This window comes from Stenotrophomonas sp. S49 (assembly GCF_016624905.1).
In the GTDB taxonomy this organism is placed as follows: Bacteria; Pseudomonadota; Gammaproteobacteria; order Xanthomonadales; family Xanthomonadaceae; genus Stenotrophomonas.
On sequence record NZ_JACVUD010000020.1, the window covers coordinates 1 to 16,262 of the forward strand.

Below are 16,262 nucleotides of genomic sequence, written 5' to 3' on the forward strand. Positions count from 1 at the left end.
TTGCGTCTTGTTTTTTTTTTTTTTTTTCCCCCCCCCCCCCCCCCCCCCGACTCTACGAAGCAACGGCAGTCGAGCACGCTCGACGCTACGGGGTGGACGCGGCGCCCTGCTTCGGCCAAGAATCGGGGCGAGGCCCATGAAGGGCCGGACAGGAGATGCCCGTGAACGATGGCGCACTTGCCGCAGCGATCGCCGCTTCCGCTGCCAACACCCATCCTTGGATGCAGGCGCAGCATCGCCAGGTGCTGGAGTACTTCGAACAGCGGCAGGCCTTTTCGCCGGCGACCTCGATTCCGTTGGCCGCATTCGACGTGGAGCTCGAAGAGGTGCTGTACGACATGATCGACGACGGCCTGGTCGAGGTCGTGGCGACCGACCGCTGCTATCTGGACCGGCAGACGTTGCTGCAGCGCGTGCAGGACGACGAACGATCGGCCGAGCGCCTCAACCGCGTGCTGCTGCGCTACGTCGTGCCCGTTCTGGTGATCGTACTCATCGCCGTGGGCGTAGCGCTGGCCTTGTAGAGTCGAGCTTGCTCGACTGAGCGCGCAGCAAAGAGCAGTCGAGCAAGCTCGACTCTACAAAGTCGTCAGCCCCCAAACAGCTTCTGCGCGCGCTGGAACAGGATCCAGCTGGTGGAGATGAAGATGCGGCAGCGCGCACAGAGAGGCAGAAGGAATGGATCAGCGGAGGCGGCTGTGATTGTGCTGAGTAGACCGCAAGCGCAATTCATTGTGTTGGCGATGCTGGCTGGGCTTCCGACGGCAGCCGCCGCAGCGGATCGATCTGCGTTCTTTGTGAACCATGCGTCATCGATTGAAGACAATTGCCTTGAAGTTGATACGCGAAGCTTGCCCTTTTCGTGCCACAGAATTTCCGATGGCGCGCAGACCGTGGTCGCTGTGAGGGAGTTCAAGCGCACCTGGAATGCCGACAGGTCGACTTTCTCAAAGCTGACGGTTGTACTTCCTGGAGTGCTCCGCGCGGGGCAAATTCTCGCGATTGGAGATGAGGGGGCGCGTGTGTTCTTCAGCAAGGGGGCGAGTGCCTTTGCTGGTAAGAGTGGCTGCTACAGTACGGCCGCGTCCGGCCAGGTAATCGTCGATGCAGTCGAGCGCAATTGGATCGAGGTTTCGTTGGAGGCGACTTTCACACTCGCAAGCCCTCTGGATTGGCCGGAAGACTGTGACGCTCCTGTCAGCATCCATCGTGCAATCAAGGCCGACAGCGCGGACATCGCTGAACTGCGAGCATGGGAGGGAAGACCGGGGAGCGATGATTCTCCCTTTGACGAGGCGAATCCCCCGAAAAGGTAATCGGATGTAACACCCGTGGGGGCAGGGTTCGTCGTGCATGCGTCCTGACCGCGCCATCATTTGTGGAACGCCAGCCGACCTGCTGTGCAGGAGCGACCGAAGCGATGGCGGCGTAAGCAGATTGCGCCGCGTCGGGCGGACCCGAAGTTCACCCCCCAAACAGCTTCTGCGCGCTCTGGAACAGGATCCAACTCGTCGCGATGAACTTGTCCCCACCCTGCGGCCGATTGCCACGATGGGTATGGGTGAACGCGGTCGGCGCGATCAACAGGCTGCCGGTGCGCGGTGCGATCTTGCGGCCCTGGAACAGGAATTCGGTTTCGCCTTCCTCGAACTCATCGTTGAGGTACAGCGTCCACAGTACGTGCCGGTGCAGGGTCTCGGCCTGCGGGTCCTTCGGGTACAGCTCACAGTGCCAGTACGGGTAACCGCCCTCGCCCGCCGCGTACCACTGCAGGTTGATGGCACCCGGGCGCAGGCAGGTGCGGGCCAGGTCGGCCAGCTGTTCCTGCGCCATGTCGGGGAAATCCTCGGCCGACAGTCGGCGCGGCTGGCCGTTGCTGTCCTGGATCTGCAACATCAGCGGTGCGATCAACGCCTGTGGATAACGGCGTAGATAAGTCAACAGTCCGGCGAAAACCGCCTGCTGCAGTGCGCTGTCCACATCCTTCCAGCCATCCGCGCCACTGATGCGCAGATCCTTGCTGCGCTTGAGTTCCGGGAACACGCCACTGCCCACTGCGCCGGGTTTCAGGTGCTGGCTGGCACGCATGCGGGCAACGATCGCAGCGCAGACGTCGCTGGGGACGGCGTTGTGGATGACTTCGATGAAATCGACCGGACCCGGCTCGTGCATGCGTACATTCCTTCGGCGGCAAGGGCCTGATGGTGCCGTTTGCCGCCGCTGCTGTCACCCTGCGGTCATGTCATCGTTGTGCCATGACCGCCGTAGGGATGGCCGCCGTCAGACGCTCTTCGCGTCGTGCTCCTGGTGATAGCGCACCGCTTCGGCCACTTCCTCGCGCGAACCCAGGAACACCGGCACGCGCTGGTGCAGATGCTTGGGCTGGATGTCGACGATGCGTTCGCGACCGGTCCACGCGGCGCCGCCGGCTTGTTCCACCAGCAGGCCCATCGGGTTGGCTTCGTACATCAGGCGCAGCTTGCCGGCCTTGCCCGGTTCCTTCTTGTCCCACGGGTAGATGAAGATGCCGCCGCGGGTCAGGATGCGATGCACGTCGGCCACCATGCTGGCGATCCAGCGCATGTTGAAGTTCTTGCCGCGCGCGCCTTCCTTGCCGGCCAGCAGATCGCCCACGTAGGCCTGCATGGGTGCTTCCCAGTGGCGCTGGTTGGACATGTTGATGGCAAATTCCTGGGTGGCGGCGGGAATCTGCATGTTGGCGGTGGTCAATACGAACTCACCGGTTTCGCGGTCCAGGGTGAAGGCGTGGGTGCCATGGCCGACGGTCAGCACCAGCTGGGTGCTGGGCCCGTAGATGCAGTAGCCGGCGGCAATCTGCTTGCTGCCCGGTTGCAGGAAGGCATCATCACCCGGCAGTTCGACATTGGTGGGGCAGCGCAGCACCGAGAAGATGGTGCCGACCGAGACGTTGACGTCGATGTTCGAGCTGCCGTCGAGGGGATCGAACAGCAGCAGGAAATCGCCACGCGGGTAGATGTCCGGCACCGGCTGGCTGTGGTCCATTTCTTCCGACGCGCACGCGGCCAGGTGGCCGCCCCAGGCGTTGGCTTCCAGCAGGATCTCGTTGCTGATCACGTCCAGCTTCTTCTGCGCTTCGCCCTGCACGTTGCCGGTGCCGGCATCGCCCAGTACGCCGCCCAGGGCACCCTTGCTGACGGCGATGGAGATGCTGGTGCAGGCGCGGGCGACCACGGCGATCAGCTGGCGCAGGTCGGCGTTGATGCGGCCGGCGTGCTGTTCTTGAATCAGGTACCGGGTCAGCGAAGTACGGGACATGGCGGGCGGGCCTTGGCAGCGGGGAAACGGCTATTGTCGCTGCTGCGCGCGGCGCGTGCGTGATTGGTTTGAGGGGAAATCGATTACAGGAGCGTTGCGCTGTGCGGCGCCTTCCTGTTTTCGAGGCGCGCGGGCGGGGGAGGCGATGCAGGACACGCTGCAAGTACATCCCTGTAAGCTCGTAGGCGCCATCCATGGCGCCTGCGGTCCTGCATCGCCTCCCCCGCCCGCGCGATCCAGGCATTGCCGCGAGCGCGGAGGGTGTGGCAAAGGTAGAGCAAAAACAAAGGCGCCTTTCGGCGCCTTTGTTCTCAGACCAGTGCAGCGGTGCTTCAGCCCTTGGCGACGGTGGCCACGGCCTTGGCGACGTATTCCAGGTTGTTCTGGCTGAGTGCGGCCACGCAGATGCGGCCGGTGCCGACGGCGTAGATGCCGAACTCGTCACGCAGACGCTCCACCTGCACGCGGCTGAGGCCGGAGTAGGAGAACATGCCGGCCTGCTGGTTGATGAAACCGAACTGCGGCGCGCCGGCGGCGGCCAGCTTTTCCACCAGACCGCCACGCAGGGCGTGGATGCGCTCGCGCATTTCGGTCAGTTCCTGTTCCCACAGCGCGCGCAGTTCCGGGCTGTTGAGCACACCGGCCACCAGCGCGGCACCGTGGGTGGACGGGCTGGAGTAGATGGTGCGGATGATGCGCTTGATCTGCGACTGCACGGCCTTGGCGTCGTTGGCGGTCGGGGCGACCACCGACAGTGCGCCCACGCGTTCGCCGTACAGCGAGAACGACTTGGAGTACGAGTTGGCGACGATGAAGCTGTCGATGCCGGCCTCGGCGATGATGCGCACGGCCGCGCCGTCCTGCTCGATGCCCTTGTCGAAGCCCTGGTAGGCCATGTCGATGAAGGGGAACAGCTGGCGGTCCTTCAGCAGCTGTGCCACCTGCTTCCACTGGCTGACGGTGAGGTCGGCGCCGGTGGGGTTGTGGCAGCAGGCGTGCAGCAGCACCACGGTGCCCGGCTGCAGCGTCTGCAGATCGGCCAGCATGCCGTCGAAGTTCACGCCATGGGTGGCGGCGTCGAAGTAGGTGTATTCCACCACCTCGAAACCGGCGGCGCCGAACACTGCGCGGTGGTTTTCCCAGCTGGGGTTGCTGATGGCGATGGTGGCGTGCGGCAGCAGCTTCTTCAGCAGGTCAGCGCCGACACGCAGCGCACCGCTGCCGCCCACGGTCTGGGTGGTGGCCACGCGGCCGGCGTCCAACAGCGGCGAGTCCTTGCCGAACACCAGTTCACGGGTGGCCTGGGTGTACGCCGGCAGGCCGTCGATCGGCAGGTAGCCGCGCGGTTTTGCTTCGGTGGCGAGCTGCTGCTCGATCTGCTTGACGGCACGCAGCAGCGGAATGCGGCCGCTTTCGTCGTAGTAGATGCCTACACCCAGGTTGACCTTGGTCGGGCGGCTGTCGGCGTTGTACGCCTCGGTCAGGCCCAGGATCGGGTCGCCCGGGACCAGTTCCACGTTTGCAAAGAAGGACACGGCGGTACTCGTTCGATTTGAGGGGGAGAAGAAGCGCGGGTCGCGTGGTTGCAGCCGTGGGCCGCAACCGTCCCATCGTAACAAAGCGTGCCACCGGCGCGGCGCTCATCGTCACGCTGCAGCCCGTACCATGCCGTGTTGTTTTCCCCCCGTGGTTGAAGCTGAACAATGAACGAGCCCGTGGCGCGTCGCCGCCTGCCCCTGCTTATCGCCCTGCTGCCGGCTGCCGCCGTGGCGCAGGCCCAGACCACCACCGTGCTGCCCACGGTGGAGGTGCAGGCCGCACGGGTACAGGGCATCGACCCGTTCGCGCTGCCGGCCAGCCAGGACACGGTCTGGGTGGACGACGACCGCAGCGGCGCCAGTGCCCAGCTTTCCGAGGCGCTGGCCGGCGTGCCGGGTCTACTGGCACGGGACCGGCAGAACTTCGCCCAGGACACCCAGCTGTCGATCCGTGGCTTCGGTGCCCGCTCCACCTTCGGCGTGCGCGGCGTGCGCGTGGTGGTGGATGGCGTGCCGGCCACCATGCCCGACGGGCAGGGCCAGCTGTCGCATGCCAGCCTGCTGGGTGCCGAGCGCATCGAGGTGCTGCGGGGGCCGTTCTCGGCGCTGTACGGCAATTCATCCGGTGGCGTGCTGCAGGTCTGGAGCGCGCAGGGCCAGGCCGGTGATCCCTGGCGGCTGCGGGTCAATGCCGGGGCCGACAACACCCTGAGCGTGGGTGCGCAGCTGCGTGGCGCCAGTGCCGGCATCGACTACAACATCGCCGCCAACCACTTCCGCACCGATGGCTGGCGCGACCACAGCCGGGCCCGGCGCGAATCGTTGAACGCGCGCATCGGCGGCGAGCTGGCCGGTGGCCGCCTGGAGCTGCTGCTGAACGCGCTGGACGCGCCCGATGCGCAGGACCCGCTGGGCCTGACCCGCGCACAGGTGGCCGCCAATCCGCGCCAGGCCACCGCGGTGGCCACCCAGTACAACACCCGCAAATCGGTCAGCCAGCAGCAGGCCGGGCTGCGCTGGACTCGCGAGACCGGCGCCCAGCGCTGGCAGCTGATGGGCTACGGCGGGCAGCGCGAGGTGACCCAGTACCTGGCCATTCCGCCGGGCCCGCAGGCCAACCCGCTGCATGCCGGCGGGGTGATCGATCTGGACGGCAACTACGGCGGCGTGGATGCGCGCTGGGGCTGGCGCGGCGATCTGGCCGGTCGCCCGCTGGACGTGGTGGTGGGCGCCAATGCCGACCGCCAGCGCCAGCACCGCACCGGTTACGAGAACTTCATCGGCAGCACGCTGGGCGTGCGCGGTGCGCTGCGCCGCGACCAGCGCGACACCGTGCAGAATGTGGACCAGTTCGCCCAGGCCTGGTGGCAGTGGAGCCCGCGCTGGTCGCTGCTGGCCGGGGTGCGCCACAGCACGGTGCGCTTCGAATCGGACGACCACTACATCGTTGGCCGCAACCCGGACGACAGCGGCCGCCGCCGCTACCAGGCCACCACCCCGGTGGCCGGGGTCAGCTTCGAGGCCACGCCGCAGTGGCGCCTGCATGCAGCGGTGGGCCGTGGTTTCGAAACGCCCACCTTCAACGAGCTGGGCTACCGCGCCGATGGCCAGGCCGGGTTGGCGCTGGACCTGGCCGCCGCGCGCAGCCGCAACCTGGAAGTGGGCAGCAAGTGGCATGCACAGAACGGCACCCAGTTCGACGTGAGCGTGTTCCGCGCCGACACCGATGACGAACTGGCGGTGGCCAGCAACATCAATGGCCGCAGCACCTACCGCAACATCGGCCGCACCCGCCGCCAGGGCGTGGAACTGCAGTACCGGCAGCCGCTGGCCGAACAGCTGGAACTGCAGGTGGCCTGGACCTGGCTGCAGGCGCAGGTGCGGTCGGGCTACCTGGCCTGTGCCGGCAGCGGCTGCAGCGTGCCCGATACCGAAGTGCGTGCCGGCAGCCGCCTGCCCGGCGTGCCCCGCCAGCAGGCCTATGCGCGCCTGCAGTGGTCGCCCGGTGCCTGGCAGTGGGCGCTGGAAGGCAGCGCCAGCAGCGACGTGGTGGTGAATGATCTGGCCACCGAACGCGCGCCCGGCTACGCCGTGCTGAACCTGGAAGGCGGCCACCGCTGGTCGCTGGCCAGTGGAGATCTGCGCGCGTTCGCGCGCCTGGACAACGTGCTGGACCAGCGCTACATCGGCTCGGTGATCGTCAACGATGGCAACGGTCGCTTCTTCGAACCCGGACCGGACCGCCGTGCCAGCGTCGGCCTGCAGTGGTCGTGGCGCTGAGCGCGCAGCGCGGCCCGTTACACACGCTTACATTCCCACACGCAGGAACACAGGACGGCGTCGCTATCATGACGCAAATGGGAATCGATCCCATTTGAATCTCCGATAAGGACTCCCCCTGTGACTGCCGATGCCCTCACCCGCGCGGGCCTGCCGCGCGCTGTTCTGCCGTGCCCGCATGCGCCTGGCCTGCGCCGCGCCCTTGCCCTGGCCGTTGCGCTGGCGCTGCCGCTGGCAGCCCAGGCCGAGGCCCCGGCCGATGCCAACCCCACCACCCTGGACGGGTTGGAAGTGACCGCGCGCCGCCAGTCGCAGGCCGACAGCTACACCCTGCCGGTCAGCCGCGCCGCCATCGGCCTGGACCTGAGCGTGCGCCAGACCCCGCAGTCGGTCACCAGCGTCACCCGCCAGCAGATGGACGATCTGCAGATCGAATCCATCGATGACGTGCTGACCAGCACCACCGGCATCACCACCTATTCGCTGGACAACGCCGGCCGCACCACCTTCCGCGCGCGCGGCTTCGACATCGGCAACTTCAAGGTGGACGGCATGCTGGTGAACGGTGCCAGCAGCTTCAGTGGCGGCGGCGCGGCGCTGAACATGGATCTGTACGACCACGTGCAGGTGGTGCGCGGTGCCAATGGCCTGCTGGGCGGCACCGGCGATCCCTCGGCCACGGTCTACCTGGAGCGCAAGCGGCCGACCGCCGACTTCGGTGGCGCCGCCGCGCTCACCCTCGGCAGCCATGACAAGCGCCGCCTGATGGGCGATGTGAACGTGCCGCTGACCGCCGATGGTCGCGTGCGCAGCCGCTTCGTGGTCAGTGCCGAAGATTCGGACACCTTCCGCCAGCGCGAAGACATCCAGCGCCTGGCCGGGCTGGCCAGCTTCGAGGCCGACCTGGGCAGCGCCACCGTGCTGAACCTGGGCGTGCAGTACGAAAAAACCCGCAACGGCGGCGCGTCGTGGGGCAGCAACGTGCCGATCTGGTGGGCCGACGGCAGCCGTGCGCAGTTGTCGCGCAGTACCAACCCTGCCGCCGACTGGAGCCTGGCCAAGCGGGACAACACCACCATGTTCGGCAGCGTGGAACAGGGGCTGGGCGCGGACTGGACGCTGCGCGTGGTGTTCGCCCACGACAGCGGTGAAAGCTTCACCAACTACGGCGTGGCCAAGGTCAACAACGCCGCGCGCAACCAGGGCTTCGCCGGCTTCTGGAACCCGGACGGCAGCGGCGCCTTCCTCAACGCCATCCACAGCGAATCGGAAACCCGCCGCGACAACCTGGACATCAGCGCAAGCGGCCCGCTGCAGCTGTTCGGTCGCGAGCACCAGCTGATGGTGGGCTTCAACGGCTACCGCAGCGAGATCACCGACTACAGCTTCAGCGCCGCGCTGGGCAACTGCACCATCGCCGGCGTGGCGCCGTGGAGCGGCTGCCAGTACCGCGCCGTGGGCCTGCCGATCGCCGACTGGCGCAGCTGGGATGGCAGCTACGCCGGCTTTGAAACCTTCCGCACGCCCGCACGCAGCAAGACCATCACCGAGAACCTGGGCGGCTACCTGGCCGGTCGTTTCAGCCTGGCCGACCCGCTGTCGCTGGTGCTGGGCACGCGGCTGAGCAACTACAAGACCTATACCCAGACCTACACCCAGGCCGACGTGCGCACCCGCGGCGCGGCCAGCGGCGAACAGCAGGTGGTCACCCCGTACGCCGGCCTGGTCTGGGACTTCGCGGCGAACTACTCGGCGTATGTGAGCTACACCGATGTGTTCAGCCCGCAGGGCAACGTGCGCGATGCCAACGACACCCTGCTCGACCCGGTGACCGGCAAGAGCTATGAGGCCGGCATCAAGGGCGAATGGGCCGACGGCGCACTGAACGCGGCGCTGGCCCTGTTCCGCAACGAGCAGAACAACGTGGCCGAAAGCACCGGCGAGGTGCATCCGGACACCGGCCTGACCATTTACCGCGCGGTGGACGGGGTGAAGTCCAAGGGTGCCGACCTGGAAATCAGCGGCCGCCTGGCCCAGGGCTGGAACGTCTATGCCGGCTACACCTGGCTGCAGGTCGATGGCCTGTCCTACCAGCAGGACCCGCGCCACCTGCTGCGCTTGAACACCACTTGGACCCTGCCCGGTGCGCTGTCGAAGCTGACCGTTGGCGGTGGCCTGTCGGTGCAGAGCGGCACGGTGATGTCGACCAACCCCGGCCGCCCACTGGGCGGTGGCCGGTACGACGCCAGCAACCTGCCGATGGGCGGCTATACCCTGGTGAACCTGATGGCGCGCTATGCCCTGACCGATACCGTGCAGCTGGCGGTGAACGTGAACAACCTGACCGACAAGACCTACTACACCCAGTACGGCTTCTACGACGGGTTGATCTTCGGCGAGCCGCGCAGCACCACCTTCAGCGTGCGTGCGCGCTTCTGATCCCACCGACGGCGGCGCCTGCACTGCGGGGCGCCGCCGCTTCTGGGAAGATGCAGCAATGACTGACAACGCCGCCGCCACCGCGCGCATCCTGATCGTCGATGACGATCCGGAAATCGGCGCGCTGCTGGCCGAATACCTGGGCCGGCATGGCCTGCACACCGCGACCGCCGCCGAGGGAGCGGGCATGTGGGCGGCCCTGGATCGCCAGCGCTTCGACGCGGTGGTGCTGGACCTGATGCTGCCGGGCGAGGGTGGCCTGGCCCTGTGCCAGCAGTTGCGTGCGCGCACGGCGCTGCCGGTGATCATGCTGACCGCACGCGGGCGCGCCGCCGACCGCATCCTGGGGCTGGAACACGGCGCCGATGACTACGTGGCCAAGCCGTTCGACCCGCGCGAGCTGCTGCTGCGGCTGCAGGCCGTGCTGCGCCGGGCGAAACCAGCGGCGCTGGCCACGCGGCTGCGCTTTGCCGGCTGGACCCTGGACACGCGCACCCACCAGCTGCAGGCCGACGATGGCCGCCGCCACCTGCTGGGCGAGACGGATTTCATCGCGCTGCAGCTGTTCCTGCGCCACCCCGATGAAGTGCTGGAACGCGATTACCTGGTGGAACAGGTCTACGGGCGCGACCGCCTGCCCAGTGATCGCAGCATCGACATGTGCATCAGCCGGCTGCGGCAGATGCTGGAACACGACAGCCGCGCGCCGCTGCTGATCCGTACCGTGCGCCACCGCGGCTACTGCCTGGCCGGGCCGGTGCACGCCGATGGCTGAGCCGCGCCAGGGCTGGCCGCGCACCCTGTACGGCCGCCTGGTGCTGGTGCTGGTGGCCGGCATGCTGATGGCCCAGCTGCTGACCGGCACGATCTGGCATGACGCCCGCTACGAGCGCGTGGCCGAGATTCCCGCGCGGCTGGCCGCCGCCCACGTCGCGCAGAGCCTGCGCCTGCTGGAAGCGCCGGGATCGCCACTGGCCGGTGCCGACCCCGCGTTGCTGTCCACGGCCGACCTGACCGTGCACGCGGTCGATGACGGTGGCCCGGTGCCGCTGCGCGCGCGCGACCGGGCGGTTGAACACCTGCTGCAGGCCGCACTGGCCAGCGAACTGGGCGCGCCGCGCGAAATGCACCTGCAGCACCTGCGCCTGTACGACGGGCAGGGACGCGAGGACGACAAAGCGCTGTCGGCCCGCCACGTGGCCGGGCAGTTCCAGGTGCGGGTGCGCAGCAGCACCGGCCGCTGGCTGCAGTTCGACGTGCGCGAAGGCCAGGCCGGCCTGCAGCTGGAGCCGGGCCACGCCCTGAGCGACTACCTGCTGCGCATCTATGGGCTGCGCACCTTGCTGATCGTGCTGCTGGCCCTGCTGGTGGTGCGCTGGCTGACCCGCCCGCTCACCCGCCTGGGCGCCGCCGCGCAGGCGCTGGGCCACAACCTGCACGCACCGCCGCTGCCACTGGAGGGGCCGCGCGAAGTCCGCCAGGCCGCGCAGGCCTTCAACCAGATGCAGCAGCAGCTGCAGCAGGCTGCACAGGCGCGCGAGGAACTGCTGGCCGCGGTATCGCACGACCTGCGTTCGCCGTTGACGCGGCTGCGCCTGCGTACCGAACTGCTGGCTGATGAAAGCGCGCGCACGCGCTGGCGTGCCGATCTGGACGACATGCAGGAGCTGGTGGATTCGATCCTGGACTACAGCAGCGCCACCCAGCTGCGCGGCGAACGCGAGCCGCTGGATATCGACGCCCTGCTGCGCACGGTGGTGGACGATGCACGCGAGGCCGGGCATGCGGTACAGCTGCAGGGACAGGTGGGCGTGGCCTACCGCGCCTTCCCGCGCAGCCTGAAGCGCGCGCTGGCCAACCTGCTGGACAATGCCGGGCGCTATGGCGGCGGCGCCTGGGTAAAGGCCTGGAGCGATGCACGGGCCATCCACATCAGCATTGTCGATGAAGGGCCAGGCATTCCTGCCGAACAGCGCGCACGCATGCTGCAGCCCTTCCAGCGCCTGGAAGCCTCGCGCAGCGCGCGGCACGGCGGTACGGGGCTGGGCCTGAGCATTGCCGTGGCCGTGGTGCAGGCACACGGCGGGGAACTGCTGCTGGAAGACGGCGAGGGGGGACGCGGGCTGTGCGTGCGCATTACCTTGCCGATCACGCCCCGGTAGAGTCGAGCTTGCTCGACTGGCTTCTGTAGAGCCGAGCCGTGCTCGGCTGTCTTGAAGCAGTCGAGCAAGCTCGACTCTACCGACGGCAGTCGAGCAGGCTCGACTCTACCAACGGCAGTCGAGCAGGCTCGACGCTACGCGTTCAATCCGGTGCCTTGGCCGGTACGAACGGCGAGGTCGGGTCGCTGGCCGGGAAGGTCTCTTCCAGTGCCTGGTCCTGGTTGTCGCTGGCGTGCTGCTTGCGTTCGCGGCGCTTGAGCGGGCTCTCCTGCCCGCCCCGGTGGCGGTCGCCACAGTCCTTGCGGTCCTGCGCCGCCTGTTCAGGGTGGTGGACCACGGGCAGGGCGTCCACGTGCTCGGCAGGCATGCCGGCGCCGCGGTCTTCGGCATCGGCCAGATCGTGCTTGGCACGTTGTTCGCCCGGAACCGGGGTGTGGGTCTGGCGCAGGGGATCTCGGCTGGACATGGGCGTGCTCCGCGGACGGGGCGTCCACTACAGCGCCACGCGGGTAAAGGAACCGCGAACCCGGCGTCATGAACATATCTGTCACGGCTGGATAACGGCACCGCCGGTATTCCTGCCCTCCCGCCTCGCTGCAGGAGCCGGCCATGCCCCGTCTTGAACGCCCCGCCCCGTCCGTGTTCAACGCCCTGCTGGACCCGGCCGCGCCGCGCCCGGCGCAACGTCGCAGCCGTCGCCATGAAGATCCGCAGGCCGTGGCGCAGGACTACCTGCAGTACATGCTGAACGACTACGAGACCCGCCGTGCCCACGGCCACCGCAACTGGCGTGACCTGTGCCCGGTGTACGCCTTTGCGTTGACCACCCACGCCGCCGACTGGCCGCGCGGCGATGCCGCCGACACCTGCGAGGAACTGGCCGAGCACTGGGAACAGATGCGCGGGCAGTCGCGCATGGGTTGGGCGCAGGCGCGCCCGGTGGTGGAAGACGCCTGGCGCGCGCTGGACCGCATTCCGACGGCAGCGGTGCGGCCATTGCTGCAGTGATGCAGCACCGAACCCACGCGCGCCTGCACCACCCGCCCTGCACGGCCCCGACACGGCTGTTTCACGGCGGCCGACGGAAGCTGTGCGCCCCGTCGCTATGCAGGTGCGCGCCATGGCCCGCCCGATCTGGACCGGAACCCTTTCCTTCGGCCTGTTGAACGTGCCGGTGTCGCTGATGTCTGGTGAACGCAAGGTCGACCTGCAGTTCCGCATGCTGGATTCACGGGATCGAAAGCCGATCCGCTTCGAGCGGGTCAACGCCGATACCGGCGAAGAAGTGCCGTGGAAGGACATCGTCAAGGCCTACGAGTACGACAAGGGCAGCTATGTGGTGCTGGAAGAAGGCGATATCCGCTCGGCCGCACCGGAAAGCCACGAAACCGTGGAAGTGGAAACCTTCGTCGATGCCAACGCCATCGATCCACGCTACTACGAGAAGCCCTACCTGCTGCTGCCTGGCAAGAAAGCCGAGAAGGGCTACGTGCTGCTGCGTGAAACCCTGCGCGACACCGGCAAGGCCGGCATTGCGCGGGTGGTGGTGCGCACCCGCGAGTACCTGTGTGCGGTGATGCCGCAGGGCCATGCGCTGGTGCTGATGATCCTGCGCTATCCGCAGGAACTGGTCGATCCGGAAGATTACAAGCTGCCCACCGGCAGCCTGGCCGACTACCGCATCACCGCCAAGGAAACGGCGATGGCCGGCCAGCTGATCGAATCGATGGCCGCCGACTGGGACCCTTCGCAGTACCACGATGAATTCCGCGAGCGCCTGCAACAGGTGCTGAACAAGCGCATCAAATCCAAGGGCGGCACCACCCGCGTGGAAGAAGAGCCGGAACCGCGCGAGGACGCCACCACCAACGTGGTGGACTTCATGGCGCTGCTGCAGAAAAGCCTGGATGCGAACACGCGCACGCCGGCGAAGAAAACCGCTGCACGCAAGGCGCCGGCGAAGAAGGCCAGCAAGACGAAGAAGGGGAGCAAAAGCACCACCGCCAAGGTCGCCAAGGCGACCAGGAAGGCTGCAACGCGCCGCAAGGCAGGCTGAGCCGTGTCCCTGCATCAGTACCGCCGCAAGCGCCGCCTGGGCGGGGGCAGCGCGCATACACCCGAGCCCGACGATGCCCCGGCGGTCGGCAACCCGAAGCGGCGCCCGCAGTTCGTCATCCAGCTGCACCACGCCAGCTCCCGCCACTACGACTTCCGTCTGGAGATGGATGGCGTGCTGAAGAGCTGGGCGGTGCCCAAGGGCCCTTCGTTGCGCGTTGGCGAGAAGCGCTTGGCGGTGGAGGTGGAAGATCATCCGCTTTCCTATGCCGGTTTCGAGGGCAATATTCCCGAAGGCCACTATGGCGCGGGCCATGTGCAGGTATTCGACCACGGCAGTTGGGCCTGCGAAGGCGACCCGCTGCAGGCCCTGGCCGACGGCAAGATCGACTTCGTGCTGCACGGGCAGCGCTTGGCTGGCGGCTGGAAGCTGGTGCGCACGGCCATGAAGGGCCGCCAGGTGCAGTGGCTGCTGATCAAGCGCGATGATGCGCAGGCACGCGATGCGGAGGCCGATGATCTGCTGCAGGAAGCCACGCCATCGCGCGCGGTGGCCCGCACGCGCGGCACGACACGCACCGCGCCCCGCAAGGCCGATGCGCGCTGGCACGCGCGCGCGCTGAAGCTGGCCGGTGCACGTGATCATGCATACCCGCGCGGCTTCAAGCCACAGTTGAGCGACCACCGCGACAGCGCACCTGACGGCGCGCGCTGGCTGCATGAGATCAAGTGGGATGGCTATCGACTACTGGCCGACCTGCACGAGGGCGAGGTGAAACTGCGCTCGCGCAATGGCCTGGACTGGACCGCCGACTTCCCCGAAGTCACCCAGGCCGTGCGCGCGCTGCCGGTGCGCGATGCGCGCCTGGATGGCGAGCTGGTGGTGCTCGATGCACAGGGTCGCAGCGACTTCGCCGCCCTGCAGCGGGTGATCGATGGCAGTTCGAAGCAGCCCCTGCGCTACATCGTGTTCGACCTGCCCGGCGTGGCCGGCGTGGACATCAGTCGTGCGCCACTGGTCGAACGCAAGGCGCTGCTGAAGGCAATTATCGGACAGGAGCCCGGCACGATCGCCTTCAGCGAGCACGTGCTCGACCACGGGCCGGCGGTGTTCGCCGCCAGTGGCGACGCCGGCTTCGAGGGCATCGTCAGCAAGCAGGTGGACGCGCCCTACGTGAACACCCGCGCGCGCAGCTGGGTGAAGGTGAAGCATGAAGACAGCGACGAGTTCGTCATCGTCGGACACACCGCACCGAAGGGCAGCCGGGTCGGCTTCGGTTCGCTGCTGCTGGCCACGCCCGATGGCGGTGGCCTGCGCTATGTGGGGCGGGTCGGCACCGGTTTCGACGATGCAAGCCTGAAGAGGCTGGGCAGCGTGCTGGCGTCCTTGGCGGTGAAGACGCCGGTGCTGGAACTGCCAGCCCATGTCCCGCTGCGAGCGTCCAGCGTGCGCTGGGTGAAGCCGCAGGTGGTGGCCGAGGTCGCCTTCCGTGGCTGGGGCAAGGAAGGGCTGCTGCGCCAGGCCAGCTTCAAGCGCCTGCGCAGCGACAAGGGAAAGCAGGACCTGGGCGTGGCACAGCCTGCCGCGGGGCGCGATGACACTGCCGTGGCCATCAGCCATCCCGAGCGGGTGGTGTACCCGCGGCAGAAGCTCAGCAAGGGGGATGTGGCCGATTACTACCGGCAGATGGCGCGCTGGATTCTGCCGGAGATTGCCGCTCGCCCGCTGTCACTGCTGCGTTGCCCGGACGGCGTCGGCAAAGCCTGCTTCTTCCAGAAGCACCACGGACCGGGCCTGGGCGATGCGGTGCATGCCGTGCCGCTGCAGCAGAAGAGCGGGCGCGAGGACTACGTCTATATCGACGATGCGCGCGGCCTGTTGCAGCTGGTGCAGATGAACACGCTGGAGCTGCATCCGTGGGGCACGACGGTGGATGATCCCGAGCATCCGGACCGGCTGGTGTTCGATCTGGACCCCGGTGACGGTGTGTCCTGGGCGCAGGTAAAGACGGGTGCCCGCGATGTGCGCGACCGGCTGCTGCAGGTCGGCCTGCAGAGCTTCGTGCGGTTGTCCGGTGGCAAGGGCGTGCACGTGGTGGTGCCATTACAGCCGAAAGCCGATTGGGAACAGGCCAAGGCATTCTGCGAGGCCTTCGCGCAGGCGATGGCGCTGGAACAGCCTGAGCGCTACGTGGCGACGATGAGCAAGGCCAAGCGCAGCGGCGTGATCTTCATTGACTGGCTGCGCAACACCCGCGGTGCCACCAGCGTGTGCTCGTGGTCGCTGCGGGCACGCGACAGCGCCGGCGTCGCCGTGCCGTTGCGCTGGGACGAGCTGGCGCGGGTGAGTGCTGCCGATGCCTTCCCGATGCCCAAGGCGTTGGCCCGGGCGAAGCGGCTGAAGGCCGACCCCTGGCAGGGCATCGAACGGTTGCAGCAGGTATTGCCGCGCGGTAATCGGTAGCGGGGGGGCCCCCCCCCCCCCCGCCCC

13 protein-coding genes are annotated in these 16,262 nt (G+C 67.7%); 9 read left to right on the forward strand and 4 right to left on the reverse strand.

What is annotated here, in order from left to right; translation table 11 throughout:
- Window positions 1-161 precede the first annotated feature (161 nt).
- Window positions 162-524 (forward strand): hypothetical protein, encoded by a 363-nt coding sequence (locus IAE58_RS06550; RefSeq protein ID WP_159095420.1) that lies wholly within the window; start codon window positions 162-164, stop codon window positions 522-524.
- Window positions 525-635: 111 nt separating this feature from the next.
- Window positions 636-1,316 (forward strand): hypothetical protein, encoded by a 681-nt coding sequence (locus IAE58_RS06555; RefSeq protein ID WP_199933209.1) that lies wholly within the window; start codon window positions 636-638, stop codon window positions 1,314-1,316.
- 148 nt (window positions 1,317-1,464) lie between these two features.
- On the opposite strand, the gene IAE58_RS06560 is transcribed toward IAE58_RS06555, so the two are convergent.
- From IAE58_RS06560 to IAE58_RS06570, 3 genes are all read right to left on the reverse strand, one after another.
- Window positions 1,465-2,172: a 2OG-Fe(II) oxygenase gene (locus IAE58_RS06560; RefSeq protein ID WP_108760793.1), complete on the reverse strand. Its 708-nt coding sequence runs from the start codon at window positions 2,170-2,172 to the stop codon at window positions 1,465-1,467.
- A 108-nt stretch (window positions 2,173-2,280) separates the two neighbouring features.
- A complete protein-coding gene (locus IAE58_RS06565; protein WP_199933210.1) occupies window positions 2,281-3,297 on the reverse strand; it encodes a class 1 fructose-bisphosphatase in 1,017 nt (338 codons plus the stop codon).
- A gap of 332 nt (window positions 3,298-3,629) precedes the next feature.
- Window positions 3,630-4,832, reverse strand: a complete 1,203-nt coding sequence (locus IAE58_RS06570; protein ID WP_108751687.1) for an amino acid aminotransferase — start codon at window positions 4,830-4,832, stop codon at window positions 3,630-3,632.
- A 168-nt stretch (window positions 4,833-5,000) separates the two neighbouring features.
- Here IAE58_RS06570 and IAE58_RS06575 point away from each other — a divergent pair, with 168 nt between their 5' ends.
- From IAE58_RS06575 to IAE58_RS06590, 4 genes are all read left to right on the forward strand, one after another.
- Window positions 5,001-7,115 (forward strand): TonB-dependent receptor, encoded by a 2,115-nt coding sequence (locus tag IAE58_RS06575; protein WP_199933211.1) that lies wholly within the window; start codon window positions 5,001-5,003, stop codon window positions 7,113-7,115.
- Between the two features lie 120 nt (window positions 7,116-7,235).
- Window positions 7,236-9,554, forward strand: a complete 2,319-nt coding sequence (locus IAE58_RS06580) for a TonB-dependent siderophore receptor (RefSeq protein ID WP_199933212.1) — start codon at window positions 7,236-7,238, stop codon at window positions 9,552-9,554.
- A 58-nt stretch (window positions 9,555-9,612) separates the two neighbouring features.
- Entirely contained in the window at window positions 9,613-10,329 is a 717-nt protein-coding gene (locus IAE58_RS06585; protein WP_199933213.1) for a response regulator transcription factor, read from the forward strand.
- Window positions 10,322-11,716, forward strand: a complete 1,395-nt coding sequence (locus IAE58_RS06590; protein ID WP_199933214.1) for an ATP-binding protein — start codon at window positions 10,322-10,324, stop codon at window positions 11,714-11,716. Before IAE58_RS06585 ends, IAE58_RS06590 begins: the two co-directional genes overlap by 8 nt.
- A 142-nt stretch (window positions 11,717-11,858) precedes the next feature.
- Here IAE58_RS06590 and IAE58_RS06595 read toward each other — a convergent pair whose 3' ends face one another.
- Window positions 11,859-12,182 (reverse strand): hypothetical protein, encoded by a 324-nt coding sequence (locus tag IAE58_RS06595; protein ID WP_108747923.1) that lies wholly within the window; start codon window positions 12,180-12,182, stop codon window positions 11,859-11,861.
- A 143-nt stretch (window positions 12,183-12,325) separates the two neighbouring features.
- On the opposite strand from IAE58_RS06595, the gene IAE58_RS06600 reads away from it, so the two are divergent.
- From IAE58_RS06600 to ligD, 3 genes are all read left to right on the forward strand, one after another.
- A complete protein-coding gene (locus IAE58_RS06600) occupies window positions 12,326-12,724 on the forward strand; it encodes a hypothetical protein (RefSeq protein ID WP_199933215.1) in 399 nt (132 codons plus the stop codon).
- 112 nt (window positions 12,725-12,836) lie between these two features.
- Entirely contained in the window at window positions 12,837-13,772 is a 936-nt protein-coding gene (locus tag IAE58_RS06605) for a Ku protein (RefSeq protein WP_199933216.1), read from the forward strand.
- Window positions 13,773-13,775: 3 nt separating this feature from the next.
- On the forward strand, window positions 13,776-16,235 hold the full coding sequence (ligD, locus tag IAE58_RS06610) for a DNA ligase D (protein ID WP_199933217.1): 2,460 nt from the start codon (window positions 13,776-13,778) through the stop codon (window positions 16,233-16,235).
- The last annotated feature ends 27 nt before the right edge of the window (window positions 16,236-16,262 follow it).

What these genes read in the sequence shown, in the direction of transcription:
- IAE58_RS06560 (WP_108760793.1), bottom strand. Translation starts at nt 2,172, where the DNA reads ATGCACGAGCCGGGTCCGGTCGATTTCATCGAAGTCATCCACAACGCC.
- IAE58_RS06565 (WP_199933210.1), bottom strand. Translation starts at nt 3,297, where the DNA reads ATGTCCCGTACTTCGCTGACCCGGTACCTGATTCAAGAACAGCACGCC.
- IAE58_RS06575 (WP_199933211.1), top strand. Translation starts at nt 5,001, where the DNA reads ATGAACGAGCCCGTGGCGCGTCGCCGCCTGCCCCTGCTTATCGCCCTG.
- IAE58_RS06585 (WP_199933213.1), top strand. Translation starts at nt 9,613, where the DNA reads ATGACTGACAACGCCGCCGCCACCGCGCGCATCCTGATCGTCGATGAC.
- IAE58_RS06590 (WP_199933214.1), top strand. Translation starts at nt 10,322, where the DNA reads ATGGCTGAGCCGCGCCAGGGCTGGCCGCGCACCCTGTACGGCCGCCTG.
- IAE58_RS06595 (WP_108747923.1), bottom strand. Translation starts at nt 12,182, where the DNA reads ATGTCCAGCCGAGATCCCCTGCGCCAGACCCACACCCCGGTTCCGGGC.
- IAE58_RS06600 (WP_199933215.1), top strand. Translation starts at nt 12,326, where the DNA reads ATGCCCCGTCTTGAACGCCCCGCCCCGTCCGTGTTCAACGCCCTGCTG.
- IAE58_RS06605 (WP_199933216.1), top strand. Translation starts at nt 12,837, where the DNA reads ATGGCCCGCCCGATCTGGACCGGAACCCTTTCCTTCGGCCTGTTGAAC.